The organism is Paenibacillus sp. Z3-2 (assembly GCF_054161325.1).
Genome location: NZ_CP096397.1, coordinates 6,329,248 through 6,348,535, shown reverse-complemented (window position 1 = coordinate 6,348,535; position 19,288 = coordinate 6,329,248). Strand labels below are relative to the sequence as shown.

Below are 19,288 nucleotides of genomic sequence, written 5' to 3'. Positions count from 1 at the left end.
ATGCCAGACACCAAATAAACCTCCCCACGCAAGCATAGGGAGGTTTATTTCAGTTGGTTCAATCGATTCGGTATGACGCAAACGGCTCACGGCGGCGGAAAGAGTCACTGATCCGATCCAGATCGGCCAACAGCTCAGTGGACAGTGACATGTCCAGGCTGGCGAGATTGTGTTCCAGCTGTTCAGTGCGTGTAGCGCCAACAATCACTGTGGAGACAGCCGGGCGTGTCAGTAGCCATGCGAGCGACAGCACGCTCGGGGAGCACCCGTATGATGCAGCTTTTTCGCTCACTTGTTCACTCAACTCGAGATTATGCTCCAGCAGAAAACGGTTGAAGGACGGATCGGTATCCGCTCTGGAACCAGAAGGCACAATTGCCTGTCCGTTATATTTACCGGTGAGAATGCCACCTGCCAGTGGGAAATACGGGATAATGCCTACACCCTGATCCAGACACATCGGTATCAATTCCAGCTCAGGTGTACGGTCAGCCAGAGAGTAGCTGGTTTGGGTGGAGATGTAGCGTACATAACCTTTCTGTTCACTGATCCCCAGAGCTTTCATCAGCTCCCAGGCTGCATAATTGGAGGCTCCGATGTAACGGACTTTACCGGAAGTGACCATATCGTCCAGTGTGCGCAGTGTCTCATCCAGTGGTGTATACGGATCAAAGGTATGGATCTGATACAGATCCACATAATCCGTTTGCAGCCGCTGCAAGCTATCTTCCAGCTCTTGTTGCAAATGGTAGCGGGAGGATCCCCGCCCATGAGGACCATCATGTCGGGGTAATCCGGCTTTGGTAGCAAGCACCGCGTTTTCCCGTCGACCTGCGAGGGCCTGTCCAATGATACGTTCCGATTCTGTACCTGCATAGATATTGGCGGTATCGATAAAGTTGATGCCCTGATCCATCGCTGCATGAATAATGCGGGTAGAAGCTGCTTCATCCGCGCGTTTGCCAAACGCATTGGTGCCGAGCCCCAGTGCCGACACACGCAGACCACTATTGCCCAAACGTCGATATTCCATCATTCATCGCTCCTTCTGTAACCGTTCTTGTAATGCAGATTATAACGTAATCTATTGAAAACGTGTTATTAATATAGTTAAATGATTCTAAGAACCCGTTATTAAAGGAGATATGATGGAAAACAGTGCTGCACATTTAACAAGGCGGAAGCCGAAGAAGCCGAAGAAGAGATGGAAGAAGTCGTTGATAATCACCCTGAGTGTGCTGCTGGTGTTGGGAGGACTCGGATTTATCTATCAGAAGCAACTCGTCGTGTTTGCATTTAACCTGTTTGCTTCGGATAGCGTAAAGGAAACACTCGATGAATCCTTCAAGCCGGTTGGTGATCAGGATGCACCCGTTGTGGAACATACCGATCCATTCTCGCTGTTGTTGCTAGGGATTGACCAACGGGATAACGAACCAAGCCGTTCGGATACCATGATCTATTCTGTTGTGCGTCCAGAAGACAATAAAGTGCTGCTGCTGTCTATTCCGCGTGATTCCTATACCGAGATTGTCGGTCGGGATGTGAAGTCGAAGATCAATTCAGCTTATGCCCATGGTGAAGCCAAGATGGCGATGGATACGGTGGAGAATCTGCTGGGGAACAAAGTGGATTTCTATGCCGCGATTAATTTTAACGGACTCAAGGATATTGTCGATGCGGTGGGCGGCGTTGAACTGCCGATCAAAAAGAACATTGAGAACAAATCAAAAGCGCATGAGAAGCTGTTTGTTGAAGCCAACAAACCAATCTATAGCGGCGAAGAAGCGCTTGGTTATGTCCGTTACCGGGAAGATTCCGATTTCAATCGGACGATGCGTCACCGGATTTTCTTAAGTGCCTTCATGAATCGTGCGCTGGAGGTCAAAAATCTGACCAAGATCCCGGATGTAATCCAGATTGCCGGATCGAATTTTACAACCAACATGACCTCGGACTTTATCGTGAAATTTGCCGAGTCCTTATATATGAAAGATAGTGCACCAACGATCAGCAATTATATGCTGAAGGGTGAGGGTGCGACGCGCGGTGGCACATGGTACTATGATCTGTCGGACGACGATTTGCAATATGTGCGTGGCATGATCGCCAGTTGGCTGGACCCGGATGCGACCGAGATTATAGAACCGGAATCAGCCGACCAATCGGAGACGAATGATGCGGCATAAACCTCGATTCTTGAAGTGTGCACTCCGCCAACTCCAAAATGGATCAGAGATTGTGCCAGATTTACCTGTAATGCCAAGGTGTATGTATATGAATATAAGTCGGGAGAAGCGGTTGCTTCCCGGCTTTTTTGGGTTTGGGATCCTTTGGATGAAATATTGCACGGATATATCTAATGTTTAAATCTCTTTTTATGACATATATATAGTAAAATATAGGGAAAAGATTAAACATCAACCAACGGAGGAAGCTCATGAAGGAGTTTAAGGATCGGCTTCAACAGGTTCAGGAGCAGCAGAAGCAACTGGCGAAGGAGTATCACGCCTTGCTCCAGGAGTACCAGTCCGATGACCTGATCGTTCAGAATGAACAGTTGCAGGAACAGTACGAGGCCCACAAGCTCAAGCTGCAACAGCTCGAACTTCGCTCGCGCAAGATGGAAGAAGAGAATTCACGTCTTCGCATGGCGTTATCCGAACAGATGCTGGATGAGAAGCTGAATCTGATCCGGGTATCCCGGGAGAAGATGGAGACCTATTTTCAAGGGAAAACAGCAGTACATAATGATCGAATTGCATTCCATGAACATCGAACCAAATCCAATCTGAACGCGCTGTACAATCAGGCCGCACAGGAGTTGCAAGAGGATTCCCACGAGGTGAAGGAGAGGATTGCTTACCTTGCGGCAGAGGTGAATGAGCGCATTCAATCGCACAAACGAGCTGTACAGGAGAGAGAAGAGGCTCTGCGTGGGCACATGGAGCGTGGATATGAGCAGATGGCGGAGGAGGGATTAAGCGAAGAGACCATTCAGCGCCGGATCAAGCAGAATCGCATGGAGATGAAGATTGGACTCAGTTGGATCAACAAGGTAGCCATCCTGCTCCTCATTCTGGGCGTTGGAGCAGCGTTCCAATATTCGTACTCGACCTGGTTCAATGACGAGATGAAGAGTGGAGCCTTTTTCCTGCTCGGTGCACTGATGCTAGCGGGAGGAGAGTGGCTGTTCCGTCGCAAAAGGCAGACGTTCGCGATGGGGCTGCTCGGCGGCGGGATCTCTGTGTTGTTCGGATCCGTCTTCTATAGTTACTTTTTACTGCATATTATCGGGTTATATACGGGACTGGGCTTGTCTGTATTGGTATCGGCAATCTCCGTATTGTTGTCCCTAAGGTACCAGTCGAAGACCATCTGTTCACTGGGTCTCGTAGGCGGATATCTTCCGCTATTCTCCTACATGTTCTCGTTCGGGCTTGAAGGCCCGGCTGTCTATGTAGCCATGATCTATCTGTTGCTCTTAAACGGCATTATTGTATTCATCTCATTCGGCAAACGGTGGCCGGTGGTGCACTATATCAGTTTTCTGTTCAACACACCGTCCATGCTTATCCTCTTATGGCTGTCGCCAAGTGAAAAGATTGGCATGCTGTATTCCATTGTGACGTTTGCATTATATCTGGGCATTACGCTGGCATATCCTTTCAAACACCGAATGAAGTTAACCTGGTGGGATTTCGCACTACTCGCCATGAATACGAGCATCAGCTGTCTGATGTTATACGTACTGTTTGATGTGGCGGATTGGAATGATGCTCAGGGCTTGCTGGCGTTGATCTTCTGCTTGGTGTATCTGGGCCTCGCAAGATTCGTTCAGCGCAATATGGCTCAGGAGAAACAGACGATTCTACTCTTTTATGTCACTTCCCTGACGTTCGCCATTCTGATTATTCCGTTCCAGTTCGGGGCCAAGTGGTTATCAATGGGTTGGTTAATTGAAGGCGTTCTGCTGGTCACGCTCGGACATCTGAAACGGCTCAAATCGGTGGAACGTGCCGGATGGGGCATCGTGCTTCTATGTCTAATCACTTTCGTGTACTATGACCTGCTGGCGCTATTCTTCATCGGGGAACGTTCTTACTTTATGTTAAAATACACCAGCATCACGCTGGGAACCTTACTTATTACACTGTATTATGCCTGGAATCGTAACCGTTCGGCACCCAAGGAGAAGTATCATTACAGCCAACTGGAGCTGAGTTGTCTGAACGGATTCAAGTATGTAGCACTTGCGAATCTGTGGTTATACGTCCTGTATGAGTCAAATGAATTGTATACCAGAGCTGTCGATGGGACGTTCCTGTTATACATATTCTACAAGTTGCTGATGTTCGCAGCGCTCACCATTGCATTGGCCTATGGACTGAGCAAAGTAAAGTTGTTACGTGATCGCTTCGTGCAAGTGTACACCACCTTCCTTCATGCCGTTGGCTGCTGTATTGCACTGGTCGTAACCTTAACTATGCCAGCGCTTCAGCCGGAAGTTCAACAGCATACAGCGGCAGAGATTGTAGGATTGCTGGTGCTAATTATTTTCAATGTAGGGGTGTTCTTTGCAGGAAGGGATCTGCTGATTGCAGGCATCCGAGGGCAGTTCAAGAGCATTGAATGGTACCCGGTTATCGCAGGGGTATATCTGCTGGGTGTCATCACTGTATTCCTGACGATTCAGTTCCAGTGGGGCGATGTGGGGCTGATGTTCAGCCTGATCTATCTGCTGCTGGCGATTCTCTATATTGCGTATGGATTCCGTAGAAAATATGTCATGATTCGGCGTCTGGGTCTGGGACTAACGTTGTTCGCTACGGGTAAGATGGTATTCTACGATGTGGGTATGCTGACCTCGGGCAGCAAAATCTTTGCCTATTTCAGTTTCGGCATACTATTGCTGGGGATCTCTTACCTGTATCAGAAGGTATCCAACCGGATGGAGGAAATACAGTCCAGAGAGACAGCGAAGCCTGACGACGAGCCGACTGTACCAGAGGAAGACCAAGATTGATTTGGATTTTGAACGACTGTAGTGACCTTTGCGATCATATGGGGAGGGATTCTTGAAATGGGATTCGACCTGAATATCATGCTTTGGCAACTGTTATGGCTTGCTGGCCCTGTAGCTCTTGTCGTGTATGCGTGGAGGAAATTCGGTGCGAGAAAGAAGCATCGTTGACGTGAGTGCGGATGATGGGAGAGTCCACTGTCCACTTTACTTCACTTTGGGAAATGAGTCGTTATCTCTGTTGTTATGCAGTTCATAGACGATCTTTCGTGTAATATAGAATCTTTGGATTGAAATGAGGCTCTGGGCTGCTGTTACCAGAAAATTGGGGGCCTTATTGATGTGAGTCTGTGCCATAGCCTAATATGACATTCGTGAAACGTTTTGCGCAGAGATCACGTTATAATAGAGTAGACTTAGGGTTGGATCTTCATTTGTAACCATGAGGTTTCGGCAGCTGATGTGCCTTTCAGTGATTCTCCGCCATCATCACTCATACGGGAGAGCACGGTTAATGTCATGGACAGGGCGAAGGCGAGTAGCACGTATATAAAAATGTTTTTTTTGTTCATTAGAAGGTACCTCTCTTGTTGAATGAGCTAAAGTAGACTTCCGGCCGTCATGAGAAAAAAAGCACAACGTCTGGTATAGTAGAGTGAGTAGAACCGAACATAAATTGTTCCTGTATACCACTATATTGAACTATAGTGGTGCAAACAATGGAACAAATCTGATGATCTTATCATTATTGTTACAAAATGTTTATAGAGATCGATTGATCATTGAAGGTGGGAGAATAACATGCGGGAGACGGCAAAAATCGTCATTCGTACGCCAGGACAGGAAAGTGATGGCTCATTCGCTTATGTAAGCCAGGGTCGCTCCATTACCGTGGGGCGTTACACAGGCGGCAGCGAGTTGGACTTGTCTGTCTATAATCAGATGATATCGAAGCGGCATTGCCGCATTCATTATGATGCACAACAGCAGTTATGGATTGAGGATCTGGATAGCAAAAATGGAACCGAACTGAACGGGCAGCGCCTCGTTCCGTATGAGAAATATCCGTTTGGCGAGGGAGACAGCCTGACGTTGGTTAACGGACTGATCCAGCTTCGCACGGAAGGCGATCTTGGAGAGACCAGGGAGTATCGGGTGTCAGATCTGCTGGGTGAAGGCGTACGTTTACAGGATCACCTGCAAACGGTGCAGATTGGAGAAGTGGAAATTCCACTATCCAAGAAGGAATATCAGCTGTTCAAGTTGCTGTACAGTGAGCTGGACCATTTTGTGACAAGGGAACAGATTGTGGCTCAGGTCTGGCCGGAGCGGAGCATGCTGGAGAGTGAAGCGGTAGGAATCGACGAGATTAACTCGCTGATCTATCGGACGAATCGCAAGCTGGGTGTGCATTTTACCATTAAGTCCGTATACAAAAAAGGTGTATATATGAAGTCTCATGTACCGGAATGAAGAGTGATAGCAAAGGGATGAGTTCATGTTCATCATTTACTTGATTCCATGGCTGATTGCCGTGGTGACATTGATAGGTGTCGTATCCATCGTGCTCGTCAGTTGGAAGAATGGAATTTCACCGATGCCCACATCCAGCCGTGTCAGGCAGGTGGTCATTCAAGAGGTGAACCGGATTCCCGGGTACGGGGATGTGCTTGAAGCGGGCTCCGGATGGGGCACACTGGGACTGGATGTTGTAAGGAATTGTCCTGGCAAAAGGCTGACTGGAATTGAGAATTCTATCATTCCCTTGTTGTCTTCTCAATTGATCGCCTATCTTAATGTTCGCTTAAGGCGAGCGAAGGGAAAAGGGTATTCTCTTCAGGGCAGGCTGCGCTTCATGCGCGGGGATATTTACACCAGTTCCTATGAACATGCAGACTGTGTCATCTGTTATCTGTTCCCGGGAGCCATGAACCGGCTTCTGGACAAGTTCAGTCGGGAGCTTCCGCCCGGGGCCAAGGTCATTAGCGTCTGTTTTGCCTTGCCGGGAAAAGAACCGCTACGCACCATTACATGCCATGATGCCTTGCGCACCAAGGTGTATGTGTATGCATTTTGAGGAGAAGGAGTGCATCGACTTCACCTTGGCAGAGCGCTCTAATCCTGTTTCCAAAAGAATAACGAAAGAAGGCTCCGAACTCACTGTGAAAGTGAATTCGGAGCCTTTTCTGTTTTAGTCTGAATAGGCCAGTTAACCTTTACCGCTCAGCATCTGTCTTATTTTGCAGAATCCGTAGTAGTGCCTGTGCTCTCAGAGGTTGTACCGGATTGCGTCCGATTTCTACCGCCTCCGAAGCCGCCTTGGCCACGGCTTCCTCCTGGACCACCCATACCTGAATTGGCTGTAGTTACACCAGATTCATTGACCCAAGTTACATTGCTTGTAGATTGGAAGGCAACCACTTGAGTTCCACCACTATACGTACCGTCTGTGTAGAGTCCATCTACCGCTTTACCTGTGGACGTACCACCGGAGTAGATCACGTAGGAACCATCTTTCGCAAGATCCGGAGAGCTGACTACCACCGTTTGATAATCTTTTGCCGGAGCGAACGTCAGAATGTTGTTGCCTTCGCTATCTTGTACATGTACAAGTGTTCCAGCTTTTTGGGTTGCAGGGAATGTCATCACAATGGTATTTTGCGTAGACGCATCAGATGTTCCTTGTACCATGCCAGAGCTTCCGGCAGCCACGAGATATCCACCACTAATTTCAAATGTGCCGTCATAATCCAATGCTCCGTTGCCGCTATCCGTCGGTCCGTTCACAATAACCGTTCCGCCAGTCATGTTAATGGAACCATTGGAATCCAGTCCGTCACCACCTGCGTTCACCGTGAGGGAACCGCCATTAATGTGGAACTCGTTAGTGCTCGCTGCTGCACCGCCCATACCGCCTGGTCCACGTCCTTGCTGATTAGCAGCTGTACCGTGGGATGCCTGATCGGTAGTTGATGTTGTGCCCGTCGTTTCGGTCACAGAGATGTTGGATGTCGTTGCGGCATCAGTTGCTGTAGTCGTGCTATCTGTACTTGCCGCTGTATTCGCAGTTGTTTCCGTTTCGCCACCTGCAGCATTTACGCCATCATCGGATGCCGTTACATCCACATCCCCATCGTTCAGGGTGATGATTGCCCCCTCGAGTCCTTCGTAGCTCTTCGCAATGGTGATGGTTCCACCGTTAATCGTTAGCTCCTGATCTGCATGAATGCCATCATCACCAGATTCAATGCTGAATGTTCCATCGTTGACGGTTACGTTATTGTTGCTGTGCAGGGAATCATCCATGGAATCAATGGTATACGTACCGCCATTAACCGTAAGGTCTGTACCTGCTTTGAGCGCTTTGGCACTTGTGGACTCGGTTGCTGTTGTTGCTGTATCCGCATCGGCATTGGAATCCGTCGCTGGTGCTGCACTAGCAGAGCTGGATGCTGCTGCGCCGTTTGTATTAGCACCTGCATTCGTACTGCTGCTACTTGGAATCTCCGGCATATCCGCAGGAGGCTCGCCATCCGGTGGTGTACCCCTATCGGTTGGTGGTGTGCCGCCACCCCATCCACCGCCACCGCCGCCAAATGGACCTTCTTCTACTTTGGCTGGTGCGTTGGCGCTGCCGCCAGCAGTCACAATATTGTATGTGCCGCCATCCGCAACGAGTGCGGTTTCGGCTTGAATACCGTCGTTGCCACTCTGAATATCGAAGGTACCTCCTGCGATAGCAACGTAGCCTTTGGTGGTATCCGTGTCATTGGTCGATTTAATGCCGTCACCTTCGGCTTGAATGGTAATGGTACCTGCCTGAATGGCAACCATATCTTTACCTTTGATGCCGTCATCGGCTGCTTTGACACTGATGGTACCGCTAATGATTTTCAGGTCATCCTTGCTTGTAATACCTTCGTTATAGTTACCTGTGACGGTTAATTGACCTGCACCGTTGAACGTAAGATCCGCTTTGCTGAAGATCGCAGCATCCGGCTCGTCTGTCGTAGCGTCGGCGTATACATACGTTTTACCATCGGAAACGGTATTCTTGGTTCCTTTTTCGAGTGTAATCACCGCTTTACCGGCTTTCTGAATGTAGATCGCTGCACTGTCGTTATCATGAATGGTTGCTCCGTTTAATACGAGATGTACGGTGCCCTTATCGGCAACGTTGACCACGATTCTGGCCGTCAGTTAGCTCACCGCTAAGTACATAAGTGCCTGCTTCGGAGATGGTTACTGATCCATTCGCTGCTTTGGCACCCGAACCGGTTACCGTTGCCGTTGTTCCGTTCAGCTTAATCGCTGTGGAATCCGCCTCACTCCAGCTAATATGGGTATCGTCCGCATCCAGAGAGACCAGATCTGCATATTTTACAGAAGTTTGCTCGCTGACGGATACCGTTTTGGTTGTTCCTGTCGTTGATGTTGCGGCATTGGCGGTTGTGCTTGTAGTTGCTGGTGCACTGCATGCTGCGAGTAGGCTGGTAATCATGGCGATGGACCATAGTTTGCTGCCTGTTATCATGTTCTTCTTCATATTGGATCGATCCCTTCGAATTAAAATTAATATTCCGTTGTTGGACTCATGGTTAAGGAGATATCCAGGTTGCCGTTCCGTGTACGGATGGCGTCAAGGAATTCCTTTTGGCTAACACTTTCGTGAATGGTTACACTGTAGACCAGCTCATACAGACTGCCGAGTTCGGTGGTTCTGATTTTTTTCAGATCAAAAGGTACATTGAATGTATGGAACACTTCATTAAGTGCTTCTTCATAGCTCAAGTTTTCGGGAATGGTTACTTTCAGCGTTTTCAGCTGACTCTTCTTCCCGCCAAAGTTGAAGCGACTCAGGACAAACATCAGAACACACAAGATAATGGTGAACAGCACCGCGTATCCAAAAGCACCTACACCGCAGGCAAGACCGGAAGCCATCGTGAACAATACGTAAGCAATGTCCTTTGGATCACCAGGCGCACTGCGGAAACGAATGATGGAGAAGGCACCCGCCAAGCTGAAAGCTCGTGCGATGTTGCTGCCGATGAGCAGGATGATGATGGCAACAATGACAGGCAGGACGACCATCGTTAAGGTAAAGCTCTGGGAGTATGTGCTTTGGTTGGTCTTCATGTAGGTGAGGCTGATGATTAACCCCAGAAGGATGGCAAGACCAATGGTGATGACTGCGTTGTTAAACGTCAGGTTGGTATCGGTTAGGGCGGAACTGAAAAGGGAATCAAGCATATAGGACACGCTCTCTTTCTATGATCGTTTTATCTTGTTCTATGGATGGGTTGAAATCGGTACCTGGCACAAGAATGCGTTCTGTCTGATAATTCAGGTTCGTTGTTCGCGCCAGATGTCTGTACTCGTTGCCGTACTTGGAGAATCCGGTACGGAACAGTCCATGCTCGGACAGCAGTTGTGACAGCCACATCGGAACGGTTTTCTCGGCCTTCACTTCCATCAGCCACCGACCGTCCTTCACCAGCGGTTCACCGTAATCTCCCTGTTCCAGCTTCAGATCGGTTCTGCGGCTGCGGATGTTGGTATCAAAGGTAATGCGGAGATCCCGGCTGTTCTTGTCGAACAACGCTTTGCGTTCATACGCCAGATACACTTTCGGTTCTAGATCGTATACCCGAAGGAAATATTTGATCTCTTCGACAACCTGCTTATTCATGTAATCCGCCAGCTCTGGCGCCTGTCCCGAGCGAACGAATTCGTAGGCTTCATCCAACTTCAAGGCTGTTCTGCGCTTGTTCACCAGGCCGAAGACTTTCTTTTTGATCTCCAGATACACTTTGGCATTTTCTTCAGGTATTCCATAAGCCCGCAGTCTCAGCTTCTCCTTGTATTTCGGTTTGGAGAGACTGGCGCGGATCAGCGAATCTTGTGGAGTGTCAAAGTACAGGTTACTGATGGAGTAATACTCATTTTTCTTGTTGTAGGCATCCAGCTCCATGTATTTCAGCAGGTCATTGTAGAAATGTGCGTACTGCTCATCCGTCAGAAGATACTTGCTCTCATATCGGTTGAATACTTCAATCGCCATGTGGGACTCATTCCTTTCGTTTGCGAGTTGTATGTTTTGTTCCATCGTGTATGGCTTCCATGTCTGTATCTTAGAGCGCCAACCTTGAATGAATCTTAAATGGTTTTACATTGCGTTAACATTTTTTTGCCTTCCTATAATAGTGCGCATGCACCAAATGAATTAAGATTGATTCAAGGTTTGATTGATAGAATAGGTGATATCATAAAGGGTTAATGAAGATGAATAATTCAAGCAGAGGAATGAATAGATGATGAGAATATTAATTGCGGAAGATGAGGTTCATTTGGCAGAGGCTGTGTCGCAGATTTTGAAAAAAAACAACTACTCCGTGGATATGGTCCACGACGGCAGATCAGGACTGGATTATGCGCAGAGCGGTATATACGACCTGTTACTGCTCGACATCATGATGCCGGAGATGGACGGGATCACCGTCCTGAAGAAACTTCGCAGTGAAGGGAATCATACCCCTGTCATTCTGCTTACTGCGAAAGGTGAACTATCGGACAAAGTTACAGGCCTCGATTATGGTGCCGATGATTATATCGCCAAGCCCTTTGCCACAGAGGAATTGCTGGCCCGGATTCGTGCAGCCTTACGGCGAAAGGGCGAAGTGGTTCCCGAGGATGGGCTGAAGTTTGGCGACATTGAGCTGAATACAACTCAGTTGAAGCTGAGCGTTCAGGGTAAGGAGATCAAGCTGAATCTGAAGGAGAATGAACTGCTGGAGCTGTTGATTGCCCGTAAACAGGCGATTACTTCCAAAGAGCAGATTATTGAAAAGTTATGGGGCTTTGATTCGGAAGTGGAATATAACAATGTGGAGGTATATATATCTTTTTTACGTAAAAAATTAACCTTCCTGAACTCTGCTGTCCGCATTAACACGATTCGGGGTGTGGGGTATGTACTTGAGGTGACGTCCTGATGTTCAAGAAACTCCGAAATCGATTCCTGATCGTGAATCTGGTGTCCATATCTATTATGATGCTGGTGGCATTTGCGACGATCTATACGATTACTTATCAGAATGTGCAACGTGAGACGAATATGGAGTTGTACAAAGTGTCGGATTTCTACCACAGTCCTTATAATTCATCCAAGATGCCGCGTTCAGAATCACTACCTTCCGATGCCATGGGTGGAGATAATGGAGGACCGGGAGGTGATCCCAACTCACCTCCGGCACGTTCCGTTTCGTTCATGATTAAGACGGATGATCAGTGGAAGATTACGGATACGCATTCCCGATTTGATATGGAAGAAACCTTCTACACCGAGGCGCTGCAAAAGGTTGACCAAGATAAAGTTGGTGATTCGGAACGGCGGACGGGACAATTTGCACTGGATGGAACGGACTGGGCCTATGTGATTGATCCGAGCGTTGATGGACATATGATTGTGTTTATTGATGTGACGGCACAACAAGGCATTCTGACGAATCTGATCTATACATTTGCTGTGGTTGGACTGGTTATGCTGATTGTGATCTACTTCTTGAGCCGTTATTTTGCAAATCGTTCCATTGCACCGGTCAGAGAAGCGTTTGAGAAGCAAAAACAATTCATCGGTGATGCTTCACATGAGCTGAAGACGCCGCTGGCGATCATCAATACCAATGCCGACGTACTGCTCGCCAATCAGGAGGATACCATAGCGAACCAGGCGAAGTGGCTTCACTATATCAAGTCGGAGACCGAGCGCATGACCGGACTTACGAATGATCTGTTATATCTGACCCAGATGGACGACTCACGCTCATCGATGATTCATGCAAAGTTCAATATGAGCGATGCGGTGGAGAGTATAATTTTGCCGATGGAAGCCGTAATATTTGAGAAAAACATTTCCCTCGATTACAACATTGAGCCGAATCTTATGGTTCATGGGAACAGTGAACAGATCAAACAGGTCATTCTGATCCTGCTCGATAATGCCGTGAAGTATTCCGGTCCCAAGGGGTCCGTGAACGTCACCCTCCAGAAACAGAATAATGATGTCATGCTGGCCGTGTCCAACACAGGGGAAGGCATTGCGCCGGAGCATCTGGATCGGATCTTCGATCGATTCTATCGTACCGATTCGTCAAGAGCACGCAAACATGGTGGGCATGGTCTGGGTCTGGCGATTGCCCGCTCCATTGTGGATCAGCACAAAGGAGAGGTGTATGCTCGAAGCGTAGTCGGAGAAGGCGCTACATTTTACGCGCGGTTGTCGTAAGGGTTTGAGAGATGCGCTCCTTCACTCTGGTCCTATAATCGTTCGTCAGGCATAAGTTCTGCCGGTAATGGGTTAACCTATGCTACAATGGCAACAGTATGTATGACTCAAGATGACTCAAGGAGATGAACTAAACGTGGCAGAAGCAAATTCAATTAACGAACAAGAAATGATGCAATATATTGCAGATAAAACGAAGGCAAGCCAGGCAAATATCGCTCTTGTGCTGAAGCATGAGCAAGCGTACATTAACAAGGCGCATGAGAATGCCAAAGGTAACGATGTGGATATTGACGGCGATGATCTGGCTGACTACATTCTTAGTCGTAAAGATGTGAAGCTGGATGAGTTGACGGTGGAAAGCATTTTGGATGCTGAAATGGACTATCTGATGGACAAGGGTCACGCAGGGTATGTCGATTAGATCTGTTTTAAATATTATGACATCGTTCATTATAAATCGACCTTCAGTACTATTAGGAGGTCGATTTATTTGTTGATGGTAGATGATTGATTCCAAAAAGAAAAATTTAGTTTTTGGGAACAGAGATAAGAATGTGCAATATTTATTACAAAAAATAAAAATATATATATTTGTAGTTAAATGTATATATACCAATTAATTGTTGGGATTACAAACAGAAAGGGGTGATTAGTATGTTGAAAATTCTGAACCTGCAAAAAATGGCTAAAGAAACAAAGGGTAAAACGTTGATTGCTCAAGCCTATCCAGGTACTAGCTGGCTGTGGAGCACTTAATAATTTTCTCAATTACATAAGAAAAGACTTTCCTATTAGAGGAATCTCTAAGGAGAGTCTTTTTTTATATTAATTAGTTAATTTTTATGGAGGGATGTAAAGTTGCTAAGTGATAAGAAAATCAATGTTCTGAACATGTATTATGATATTTATAGATATAAAGAGGATCAGACTTATAGAGATATAATTGAAAGATCCCAAAAGTGTGAAGTGAAGAATGGGTCCTATTACTTACAAGTTTATTTTTCTGATGCTTATTTGCCGGAATTTGGATGGAAAATTCATATTTCAGCAACACCATTAAATGCTGAGGATATATTGACGATTGTGAATGAATACTGCGGCAAAAATAAGGTGCCATTTAAGTTCATGAAAGATGCAGAAATATTAAAGCGAAGCCTTTCTAAAGTTTGGAGTAGGAGCTCTTCTGGTAAGTTTATTACTATTTATCCAAAAGACACAAAACAGTTTTTGTTAGTTATTGATGAATTATATCAGTTGCTTAAACTATATACTGGGCCTTTTGTATTATCGGATAAAAGATATAAGGATTGTAAGGTACTATACTATCGTTATGGTAGCATGGCGGCTACAGACCAAACTTTAAAAAATCAAAACGGTGATTATATTATAGTTGGTCCCAACAAAGAGCAATTTATAGATGAACCCCAACCTTATTACCAGCAACCAGAATGGATAGAAAATCCAGTAACTCAAAAAGATGATTTCTCAGAAGATAATCAAGGACTTAAGAATGGAAGATACAGTGTATTAGATATTATTTCAATCTCAAACAGCGGTGGTGTATATAGAGCGTTTGATAAGTACTTAAATAAAAATGTAATCTTAAAGGAGGCTAGACCGGGTACGGTTGTTTTAGATAATGGGATAGATGCTATTTCCTTGAGGCATCAAGAAAAAGAAATTTTGCAAGAATTGTTGCAATCGGGTGTAACGAGTGCTCCTTCAATATATGATGATTTTTTTGAATGGGAACATTACTTTATTAGTGTTGAAGAAATAAAAGGTGAAAACTTACAAGAGAAACTAAGTTCACCATGGGAATATGAACATAAAACTATTCGAACTATGGATTACATTGAAAAAGGAATTAAACTATTTAAGCGTATTCTATCTGCACTGAGTGATTTACACCGTTTAGGTGTGTCAGTTGGGGATATTTCACTAAGAAATATTATGATTGATCACCGGGATCAAATACGTTTTATTGACTTCGAGCTTGGTTGTAGTGATAAACATAGAAACGATGCTACTATACTAATGGGTACGTCCGGTTTTCGTTACCGGAAATACAGCGATTTAAATTACAGATTTCAAATTGATTATGAAGCGATCGGGCTTATAATGATTAGTTACTTTTTTCCAACAGGTGCACTGTTTGATATTGATAAGAAAAAAATAAAAAAATTCCTTCATCTGTTGAGTTCACAATCTTTAATACCTAAGGAGCTAGTAGGTATAATTCAAGATCTTATTTTTCGATCAAAGGAAGTCGATCTTCCAAAGATCATAAGCACATTGGATAATATGAATTCACGGCATTTTTTCATAGATTTCAAAAAAATAGAGCCTCTTGAAAATCGGTTGAAGGAACATTTGAGAATACTTCATCAGACATTAATTAATGAATTTATTTCTGCCTCAGGTAAACAGCCATTCTTAATGAGTGATAAGCTTAATGGGTTAATGGATGGAAAGCTTGGCTTGTTACTTAGTATAAGAGAGATTGAAAATGTAATTCAAGTTGATACTTTTTTACCCAAAGAGGTTATTAGCAGATTTATAAGAACTATAAATTACAAAGAACCAGATTTTTTTAATGGGTATTTAGGATATGTTTATTTATTAAATCAATTGGGATTAGATGGGGAAGAGCTCACCGAAGATAAAATACAGAAATTGCTCCAATCGCTTGAGACGTATACTCTACATCGGGGAATTGCTGGGTTGGGAATTATACTTCTCTCTTTAGAAAAAGAAGAGTCAGATAATTTTAGAAAGTATTCTGTATTTATAGGAGAAAGAATTGTATCTGTAATCAACAATGACCAATGGGATAAGTTATGTAATGGACCTTATACAGAATATGGTTTTTTTAATGGGTTATCAGGTATAATTTACTATTTATGTGAATTGAATAAACGGACTAGTAATGAAATTTTTGCAATATGTGCACAAAAAATGCTTGACTATATGATTGAAAATTCCTTAATTGGCCCTAATAAGGAGTATGTACTCATGAGTGATGAGGATGAGTATGCCTTTAATGCTAGCTTTTTAGGGAATGCTGGACTTATATTAGCTATCTCTGCCTATTTGGATATAGAGAGCAACCCGGTATACGAAAAAAAATTATTAGACTTAGTGGACAGTACTGAAAAGTCTATATATGCTGATCCTTCCTTCGGGAGTGGTCTGGCTGGAGAACTTTTGGTTCTTTTAAAGGTAGTCCAAGAAAAGCGAAAATACATTGACTTAGCTAGTTTCGAGCGAATATTCAATGTTATGGAGTCGTTTGCCTTAAGTTACAATGGTTATGTTTATTATCCTAATAGTCTTCTCTTGAATGTTGATAGTTCATTTTATGGGGGAACAGCTGGAATTGCTTACGCTCTTGCAAAATTATTGAAGTATGTTACTGAGGTAGATTGAGTATGAGTTCATTCATGCAATTCCCATTAAATATTAAATTTCGTATAATTAGCTCCTTTTTCTCTAAAACCATCGGAACTGCAACTTCTCCTTTTTTAATTTTATATTTAACTAATTATTTGAACGATGTTTTCTTAGGTCTTCTTCTTATACTCAGTATTTCTTTGAATTTCATATCCAGTATTATCGGTGGTTACCTGTCAGATATTTTTAACAGGAAGCGGTTTATAACTACCTTCCAAACTGTTCAGATAGTAATGCTGTCTATATTGACTTTTGAACTCTACTTTCTTGAAAAAAACCCTCAAGAAGGAGTTCTGCTTTATTGCATAGTTATTTCTTATGTACTACAAGGTATGATAGGGGGGACTTATAAGCCTGCATACAATGCTTTAATTATGGACTCGACAAATAAAGATAATCGAAGAGATATCTATAGATTTAATTATTGGACTACTAACTTGTCGCTGGCTGTAGGTACAAGTATAGGAGGTTGGTTCTCTAGTAACCATTTAATATCTTTGTACTTAACTTCAATATTTATTTTATTTCTAGTAACAATTGGATTTTTCATTATTATAGAAAATGATACCCAAATATTTCGAAAAGAAGTTAGACAAAACAACTTTTTCGTTAATCTTTTTAACAATTATAAGGAGGCACTTGAAAATAAGGATTGGGTAATTTTTTTACTGGGTAGCGCATTTATTTTTTCTGTTGAGTTCTCATTGATTTACTACTCTAATATAAGGCTTGCAAGAGATTTCTCTCAATTTAGTATATTAGGAATTAACATTTCAGGCATTAGGATGTTTTCTGTTTTACAATTGATTAACACTATCTTAGTTGTTTTTTGCACTTTTCAAATTGGTAGAGTAGTTGAGAAATGGTCAACAAAAAATGCTCTTTTAATCGGCGTATTTCTATATATATGTGGTTACAGCTTAATTTCATATAACCTGAATTTTTATATACTTATCCTCTGTGTAGTCATTGCAACCATTGGAGAGCTTATTTTTTCTCCGAATTGGCAGGCAGCACAAATAGAGTTCATTCCAAAGGACAAAAGGGGATCTTTTTCCGCATTGTCAGCATTATCAAATGTGTTGGCTCTATTAATGGCAAGTGGTTATCTATTATTATCAGGTCACTTAACTTTATCAATTATAAGCATACTGATATTTATAATAGGGTTGGTTGGATTAATACTAGTATCATTAACACTTGTGTTGAAAAAAATCGATTAGAGTAGAAAAAGAACCGCAACCTTGAAACATCGTTTGTATTACTACAAACTCCAAAAGGTGGCGGTTCCATGAATAGTTTTCTGTTAGATTTCAGCTACGCATTCCACGTTTGTGGAATCTGCTTAACTTAATAACCTTACCATAACCGAAAAGGAGGATTAAAACCTTATGTTGTGGCTGCGAGAAACTTTGGACATTTGATTCATATTGGTTATGAATTGAGAGTTGAACAACTGATTCTTTAGTTCAATCTATAAGTATTTATGAATATTAACTTGCAATATAAACCTATATTCTTAGATTGACTTAGTAGGGTTGCTGTATCTGAATAGAGCGTTAATTAGTTGAGCACTATATCTGTTATACATCTCATCTTGTTTTAAAACTTCAAATACCTTCAAGCTATTTCTGCAATGTTGTTCACCCTCATTGAAATTGTTTGATGTAATCATTCTAATTCCTAAATAAAAGTTAATCATGGTTTGTTCAAAAAAATTAGTTCTATCATTGAATACATTCTTTGCAGTATCAAGTAAAGCATCGGTATGAATAAAGTCTTCGATATTAATACTTAATTGAATTAAGTTAAATAATAAAGAACTCAGAATTCTATTATCAGACTTTAAATCTTTGTACATTAAAGAACGTTTGATCAAATTCTTAGATAAATGCATAGCGGTGGATTCAGGAAAAACAAATAAAAAGTTATTGAAAAGTACTAATTCGTAATAACACCAATTTTCAACGCTAATTAAATAATCTGCAATTTCTTTACAGTGATTGGTTGGAATTTTTTCTTTGTTAAAGTCTAATTCTATACACTCACATAGAATAAATAGATGTTTATAAAAAATATCCTTACATTCTTCGTAGGATTGATATATATGTGTTTTTGAGATAGCTAGTTCATTTTTATTATCCGATTGATATGTATCAAAAACATCTTTATATGCAGCCATTTTAGGGCTTAACTTATAGTCATTAAGCATGAAAAGGAACTCGTCATAATTAACATTGCAAAATTCAAGAATCATTGAAAGTTTTTCAGAAGAAATTTGATGCCGGTCATTTTCAATTTTGGCCAGATATGGTCTTGAAATCATGATACCCTCTGCTAACTCAGTCTGTGTAAGGTTTTTACTTTTACGAACATATTGGATAAGTTGGCCGATCTTCATGTGACTCTCCTTAGATGTATAATATTTATTACAAAAAATGTTATTGCAATATTTACCTAGTATACTCTTTTATAGGAGGCGATTCTAGTGAAAAAACTAAGTTATAAAGCATCCTACAGTG

Annotated in this window: 17 protein-coding genes; 10 read left to right on the top strand and 7 right to left on the bottom strand. The window is 43.3% G+C overall.

What is annotated here, in order from left to right; all coding sequences use genetic code 11:
* Positions 1 to 58: 58 nt before the first annotated feature.
* A complete protein-coding gene (locus M1D71_RS28330) occupies positions 59 to 1,033 on the bottom strand; it encodes an aldo/keto reductase (RefSeq protein WP_458127375.1) in 975 nt (324 codons plus the stop codon).
* Positions 1,034 to 1,148: 115 nt separating this feature from the next.
* Between M1D71_RS28330 and M1D71_RS28325 the strand changes: the two genes are divergently transcribed.
* Together M1D71_RS28325 and M1D71_RS28320 are read left to right on the top strand one after the other, a co-directional pair.
* Positions 1,149 to 2,189, top strand: a complete 1,041-nt coding sequence (locus M1D71_RS28325) for an LCP family protein (RefSeq protein ID WP_458127374.1) — start codon at positions 1,149 to 1,151, stop codon at positions 2,187 to 2,189.
* A 251-nt stretch (positions 2,190 to 2,440) separates the two neighbouring features.
* Complete coding sequence (locus M1D71_RS28320) at positions 2,441 to 5,026, top strand: DUF2339 domain-containing protein (RefSeq protein ID WP_458124580.1); 2,586 nt, start codon at positions 2,441 to 2,443, stop codon at positions 5,024 to 5,026.
* Between the two features lie 413 nt (positions 5,027 to 5,439).
* On the opposite strand, the gene M1D71_RS28315 is transcribed toward M1D71_RS28320, so the two are convergent.
* Entirely contained in the window at positions 5,440 to 5,595 is a 156-nt protein-coding gene (locus tag M1D71_RS28315) for a hypothetical protein (RefSeq protein WP_211082719.1), read from the bottom strand.
* A 229-nt stretch (positions 5,596 to 5,824) separates the two neighbouring features.
* Between M1D71_RS28315 and M1D71_RS28310 the strand changes: the two genes are divergently transcribed.
* A complete protein-coding gene (locus M1D71_RS28310; RefSeq protein ID WP_145324818.1) occupies positions 5,825 to 6,496 on the top strand; it encodes an FHA domain-containing protein in 672 nt (223 codons plus the stop codon).
* 25 nt (positions 6,497 to 6,521) lie between these two features.
* Positions 6,522 to 7,100 carry a class I SAM-dependent methyltransferase gene (locus M1D71_RS28305; protein WP_458124579.1) on the top strand — a complete coding sequence of 193 codons (579 nt, stop codon included), beginning with the start codon at positions 6,522 to 6,524 and terminating at the stop codon, positions 7,098 to 7,100.
* Between the two features lie 158 nt (positions 7,101 to 7,258).
* Here M1D71_RS28305 and M1D71_RS28300 read toward each other — a convergent pair whose 3' ends face one another.
* The 4 genes from M1D71_RS28300 to M1D71_RS28285 are packed head-to-tail and all read right to left on the bottom strand — an operon-like array spanning position 7,259 to position 11,087.
* A complete protein-coding gene (locus M1D71_RS28300) occupies positions 7,259 to 9,208 on the bottom strand; it encodes a carbohydrate-binding domain-containing protein (RefSeq protein WP_458124578.1) in 1,950 nt (649 codons plus the stop codon).
* Positions 9,189 to 9,569 (bottom strand): hypothetical protein, encoded by a 381-nt coding sequence (locus M1D71_RS28295; RefSeq protein WP_458124577.1) that lies wholly within the window; start codon positions 9,567 to 9,569, stop codon positions 9,189 to 9,191. The genes M1D71_RS28300 and M1D71_RS28295 overlap by 20 nt, the downstream gene beginning before the upstream one ends.
* A 26-nt stretch (positions 9,570 to 9,595) precedes the next feature.
* Entirely contained in the window at positions 9,596 to 10,276 is a 681-nt protein-coding gene (locus M1D71_RS28290) for a DUF4956 domain-containing protein (protein ID WP_458124576.1), read from the bottom strand.
* Positions 10,269 to 11,087, bottom strand: a complete 819-nt coding sequence (locus M1D71_RS28285) for a VTC domain-containing protein (RefSeq protein WP_458127373.1) — start codon at positions 11,085 to 11,087, stop codon at positions 10,269 to 10,271. The genes M1D71_RS28290 and M1D71_RS28285 overlap by 8 nt, the downstream gene beginning before the upstream one ends.
* A gap of 253 nt (positions 11,088 to 11,340) precedes the next feature.
* Between M1D71_RS28285 and M1D71_RS28280 the strand changes: the two genes are divergently transcribed.
* The 6 genes from M1D71_RS28280 to M1D71_RS28255 all read left to right on the top strand — a co-directional run bounded on the left by M1D71_RS28280 (position 11,341) and on the right by M1D71_RS28255 (position 17,989).
* Positions 11,341 to 12,018, top strand: a complete 678-nt coding sequence (locus tag M1D71_RS28280; protein WP_036612327.1) for a response regulator transcription factor — start codon at positions 11,341 to 11,343, stop codon at positions 12,016 to 12,018.
* Entirely contained in the window at positions 12,018 to 13,310 is a 1,293-nt protein-coding gene (locus M1D71_RS28275) for a sensor histidine kinase (RefSeq protein ID WP_458124575.1), read from the top strand. Before M1D71_RS28280 ends, M1D71_RS28275 begins: the two co-directional genes overlap by 1 nt.
* Positions 13,311 to 13,479: 169 nt before the next feature.
* Positions 13,480 to 13,734, top strand: coding sequence for a hypothetical protein (locus M1D71_RS28270; protein WP_124116914.1), 255 nt, complete (start codon positions 13,480 to 13,482; stop codon positions 13,732 to 13,734).
* A gap of 233 nt (positions 13,735 to 13,967) precedes the next feature.
* Entirely contained in the window at positions 13,968 to 14,069 is a 102-nt protein-coding gene (locus M1D71_RS28265; RefSeq protein WP_458124574.1) for a class III lanthipeptide, read from the top strand.
* A gap of 102 nt (positions 14,070 to 14,171) precedes the next feature.
* Positions 14,172 to 16,742, top strand: a complete 2,571-nt coding sequence (locus M1D71_RS28260) for a class III lanthionine synthetase LanKC N-terminal domain-containing protein (RefSeq protein WP_458124573.1) — start codon at positions 14,172 to 14,174, stop codon at positions 16,740 to 16,742.
* Positions 16,743 to 16,744: 2 nt separating this feature from the next.
* Positions 16,745 to 17,989: an MFS transporter gene (locus M1D71_RS28255; RefSeq protein ID WP_458124572.1), complete on the top strand. Its 1,245-nt coding sequence runs from the start codon at positions 16,745 to 16,747 to the stop codon at positions 17,987 to 17,989.
* A gap of 296 nt (positions 17,990 to 18,285) precedes the next feature.
* Here the strand turns inward: M1D71_RS28255 and M1D71_RS28250 are convergent, their stop codons facing one another.
* Positions 18,286 to 19,167: an Rgg family transcriptional regulator gene (locus M1D71_RS28250; protein ID WP_458124571.1), complete on the bottom strand. Its 882-nt coding sequence runs from the start codon at positions 19,165 to 19,167 to the stop codon at positions 18,286 to 18,288.
* Between the last annotated feature and the right edge of the window lie 121 nt (positions 19,168 to 19,288).

Excerpts from the sequence above, each read along its gene's own strand:
- M1D71_RS28320 (WP_458124580.1), top strand. The coding sequence starts at position 2,441 with ATGAAGGAGTTTAAGGATCGGCTTCAACAGGTTCAGGAGCAGCAGAAG.
- M1D71_RS28305 (WP_458124579.1), top strand. The coding sequence starts at position 6,522 with ATGTTCATCATTTACTTGATTCCATGGCTGATTGCCGTGGTGACATTG.
- M1D71_RS28295 (WP_458124577.1), bottom strand. The coding sequence starts at position 9,569 with ATGAAGAAGAACATGATAACAGGCAGCAAACTATGGTCCATCGCCATG.
- M1D71_RS28315 (WP_211082719.1), bottom strand. The coding sequence starts at position 5,595 with ATGAACAAAAAAAACATTTTTATATACGTGCTACTCGCCTTCGCCCTG.
- M1D71_RS28285 (WP_458127373.1), bottom strand. The coding sequence starts at position 11,087 with ATGGCGATTGAAGTATTCAACCGATATGAGAGCAAGTATCTTCTGACG.
- M1D71_RS28255 (WP_458124572.1), top strand. The coding sequence starts at position 16,745 with ATGAGTTCATTCATGCAATTCCCATTAAATATTAAATTTCGTATAATT.
- M1D71_RS28280 (WP_036612327.1), top strand. The coding sequence starts at position 11,341 with ATGAGAATATTAATTGCGGAAGATGAGGTTCATTTGGCAGAGGCTGTG.
- M1D71_RS28270 (WP_124116914.1), top strand. The coding sequence starts at position 13,480 with ATGATGCAATATATTGCAGATAAAACGAAGGCAAGCCAGGCAAATATC.
- M1D71_RS28330 (WP_458127375.1), bottom strand. The coding sequence starts at position 1,033 with ATGGAATATCGACGTTTGGGCAATAGTGGTCTGCGTGTGTCGGCACTG.
- M1D71_RS28250 (WP_458124571.1), bottom strand. The coding sequence starts at position 19,167 with ATGAAGATCGGCCAACTTATCCAATATGTTCGTAAAAGTAAAAACCTT.
- M1D71_RS28275 (WP_458124575.1), top strand. The coding sequence starts at position 12,018 with ATGTTCAAGAAACTCCGAAATCGATTCCTGATCGTGAATCTGGTGTCC.
- M1D71_RS28290 (WP_458124576.1), bottom strand. The coding sequence starts at position 10,276 with ATGCTTGATTCCCTTTTCAGTTCCGCCCTAACCGATACCAACCTGACG.
- M1D71_RS28265 (WP_458124574.1), top strand. The coding sequence starts at position 13,968 with ATGTTGAAAATTCTGAACCTGCAAAAAATGGCTAAAGAAACAAAGGGT.
- M1D71_RS28310 (WP_145324818.1), top strand. The coding sequence starts at position 5,825 with ATGCGGGAGACGGCAAAAATCGTCATTCGTACGCCAGGACAGGAAAGT.
- M1D71_RS28325 (WP_458127374.1), top strand. The coding sequence starts at position 1,149 with ATGGAAAACAGTGCTGCACATTTAACAAGGCGGAAGCCGAAGAAGCCG.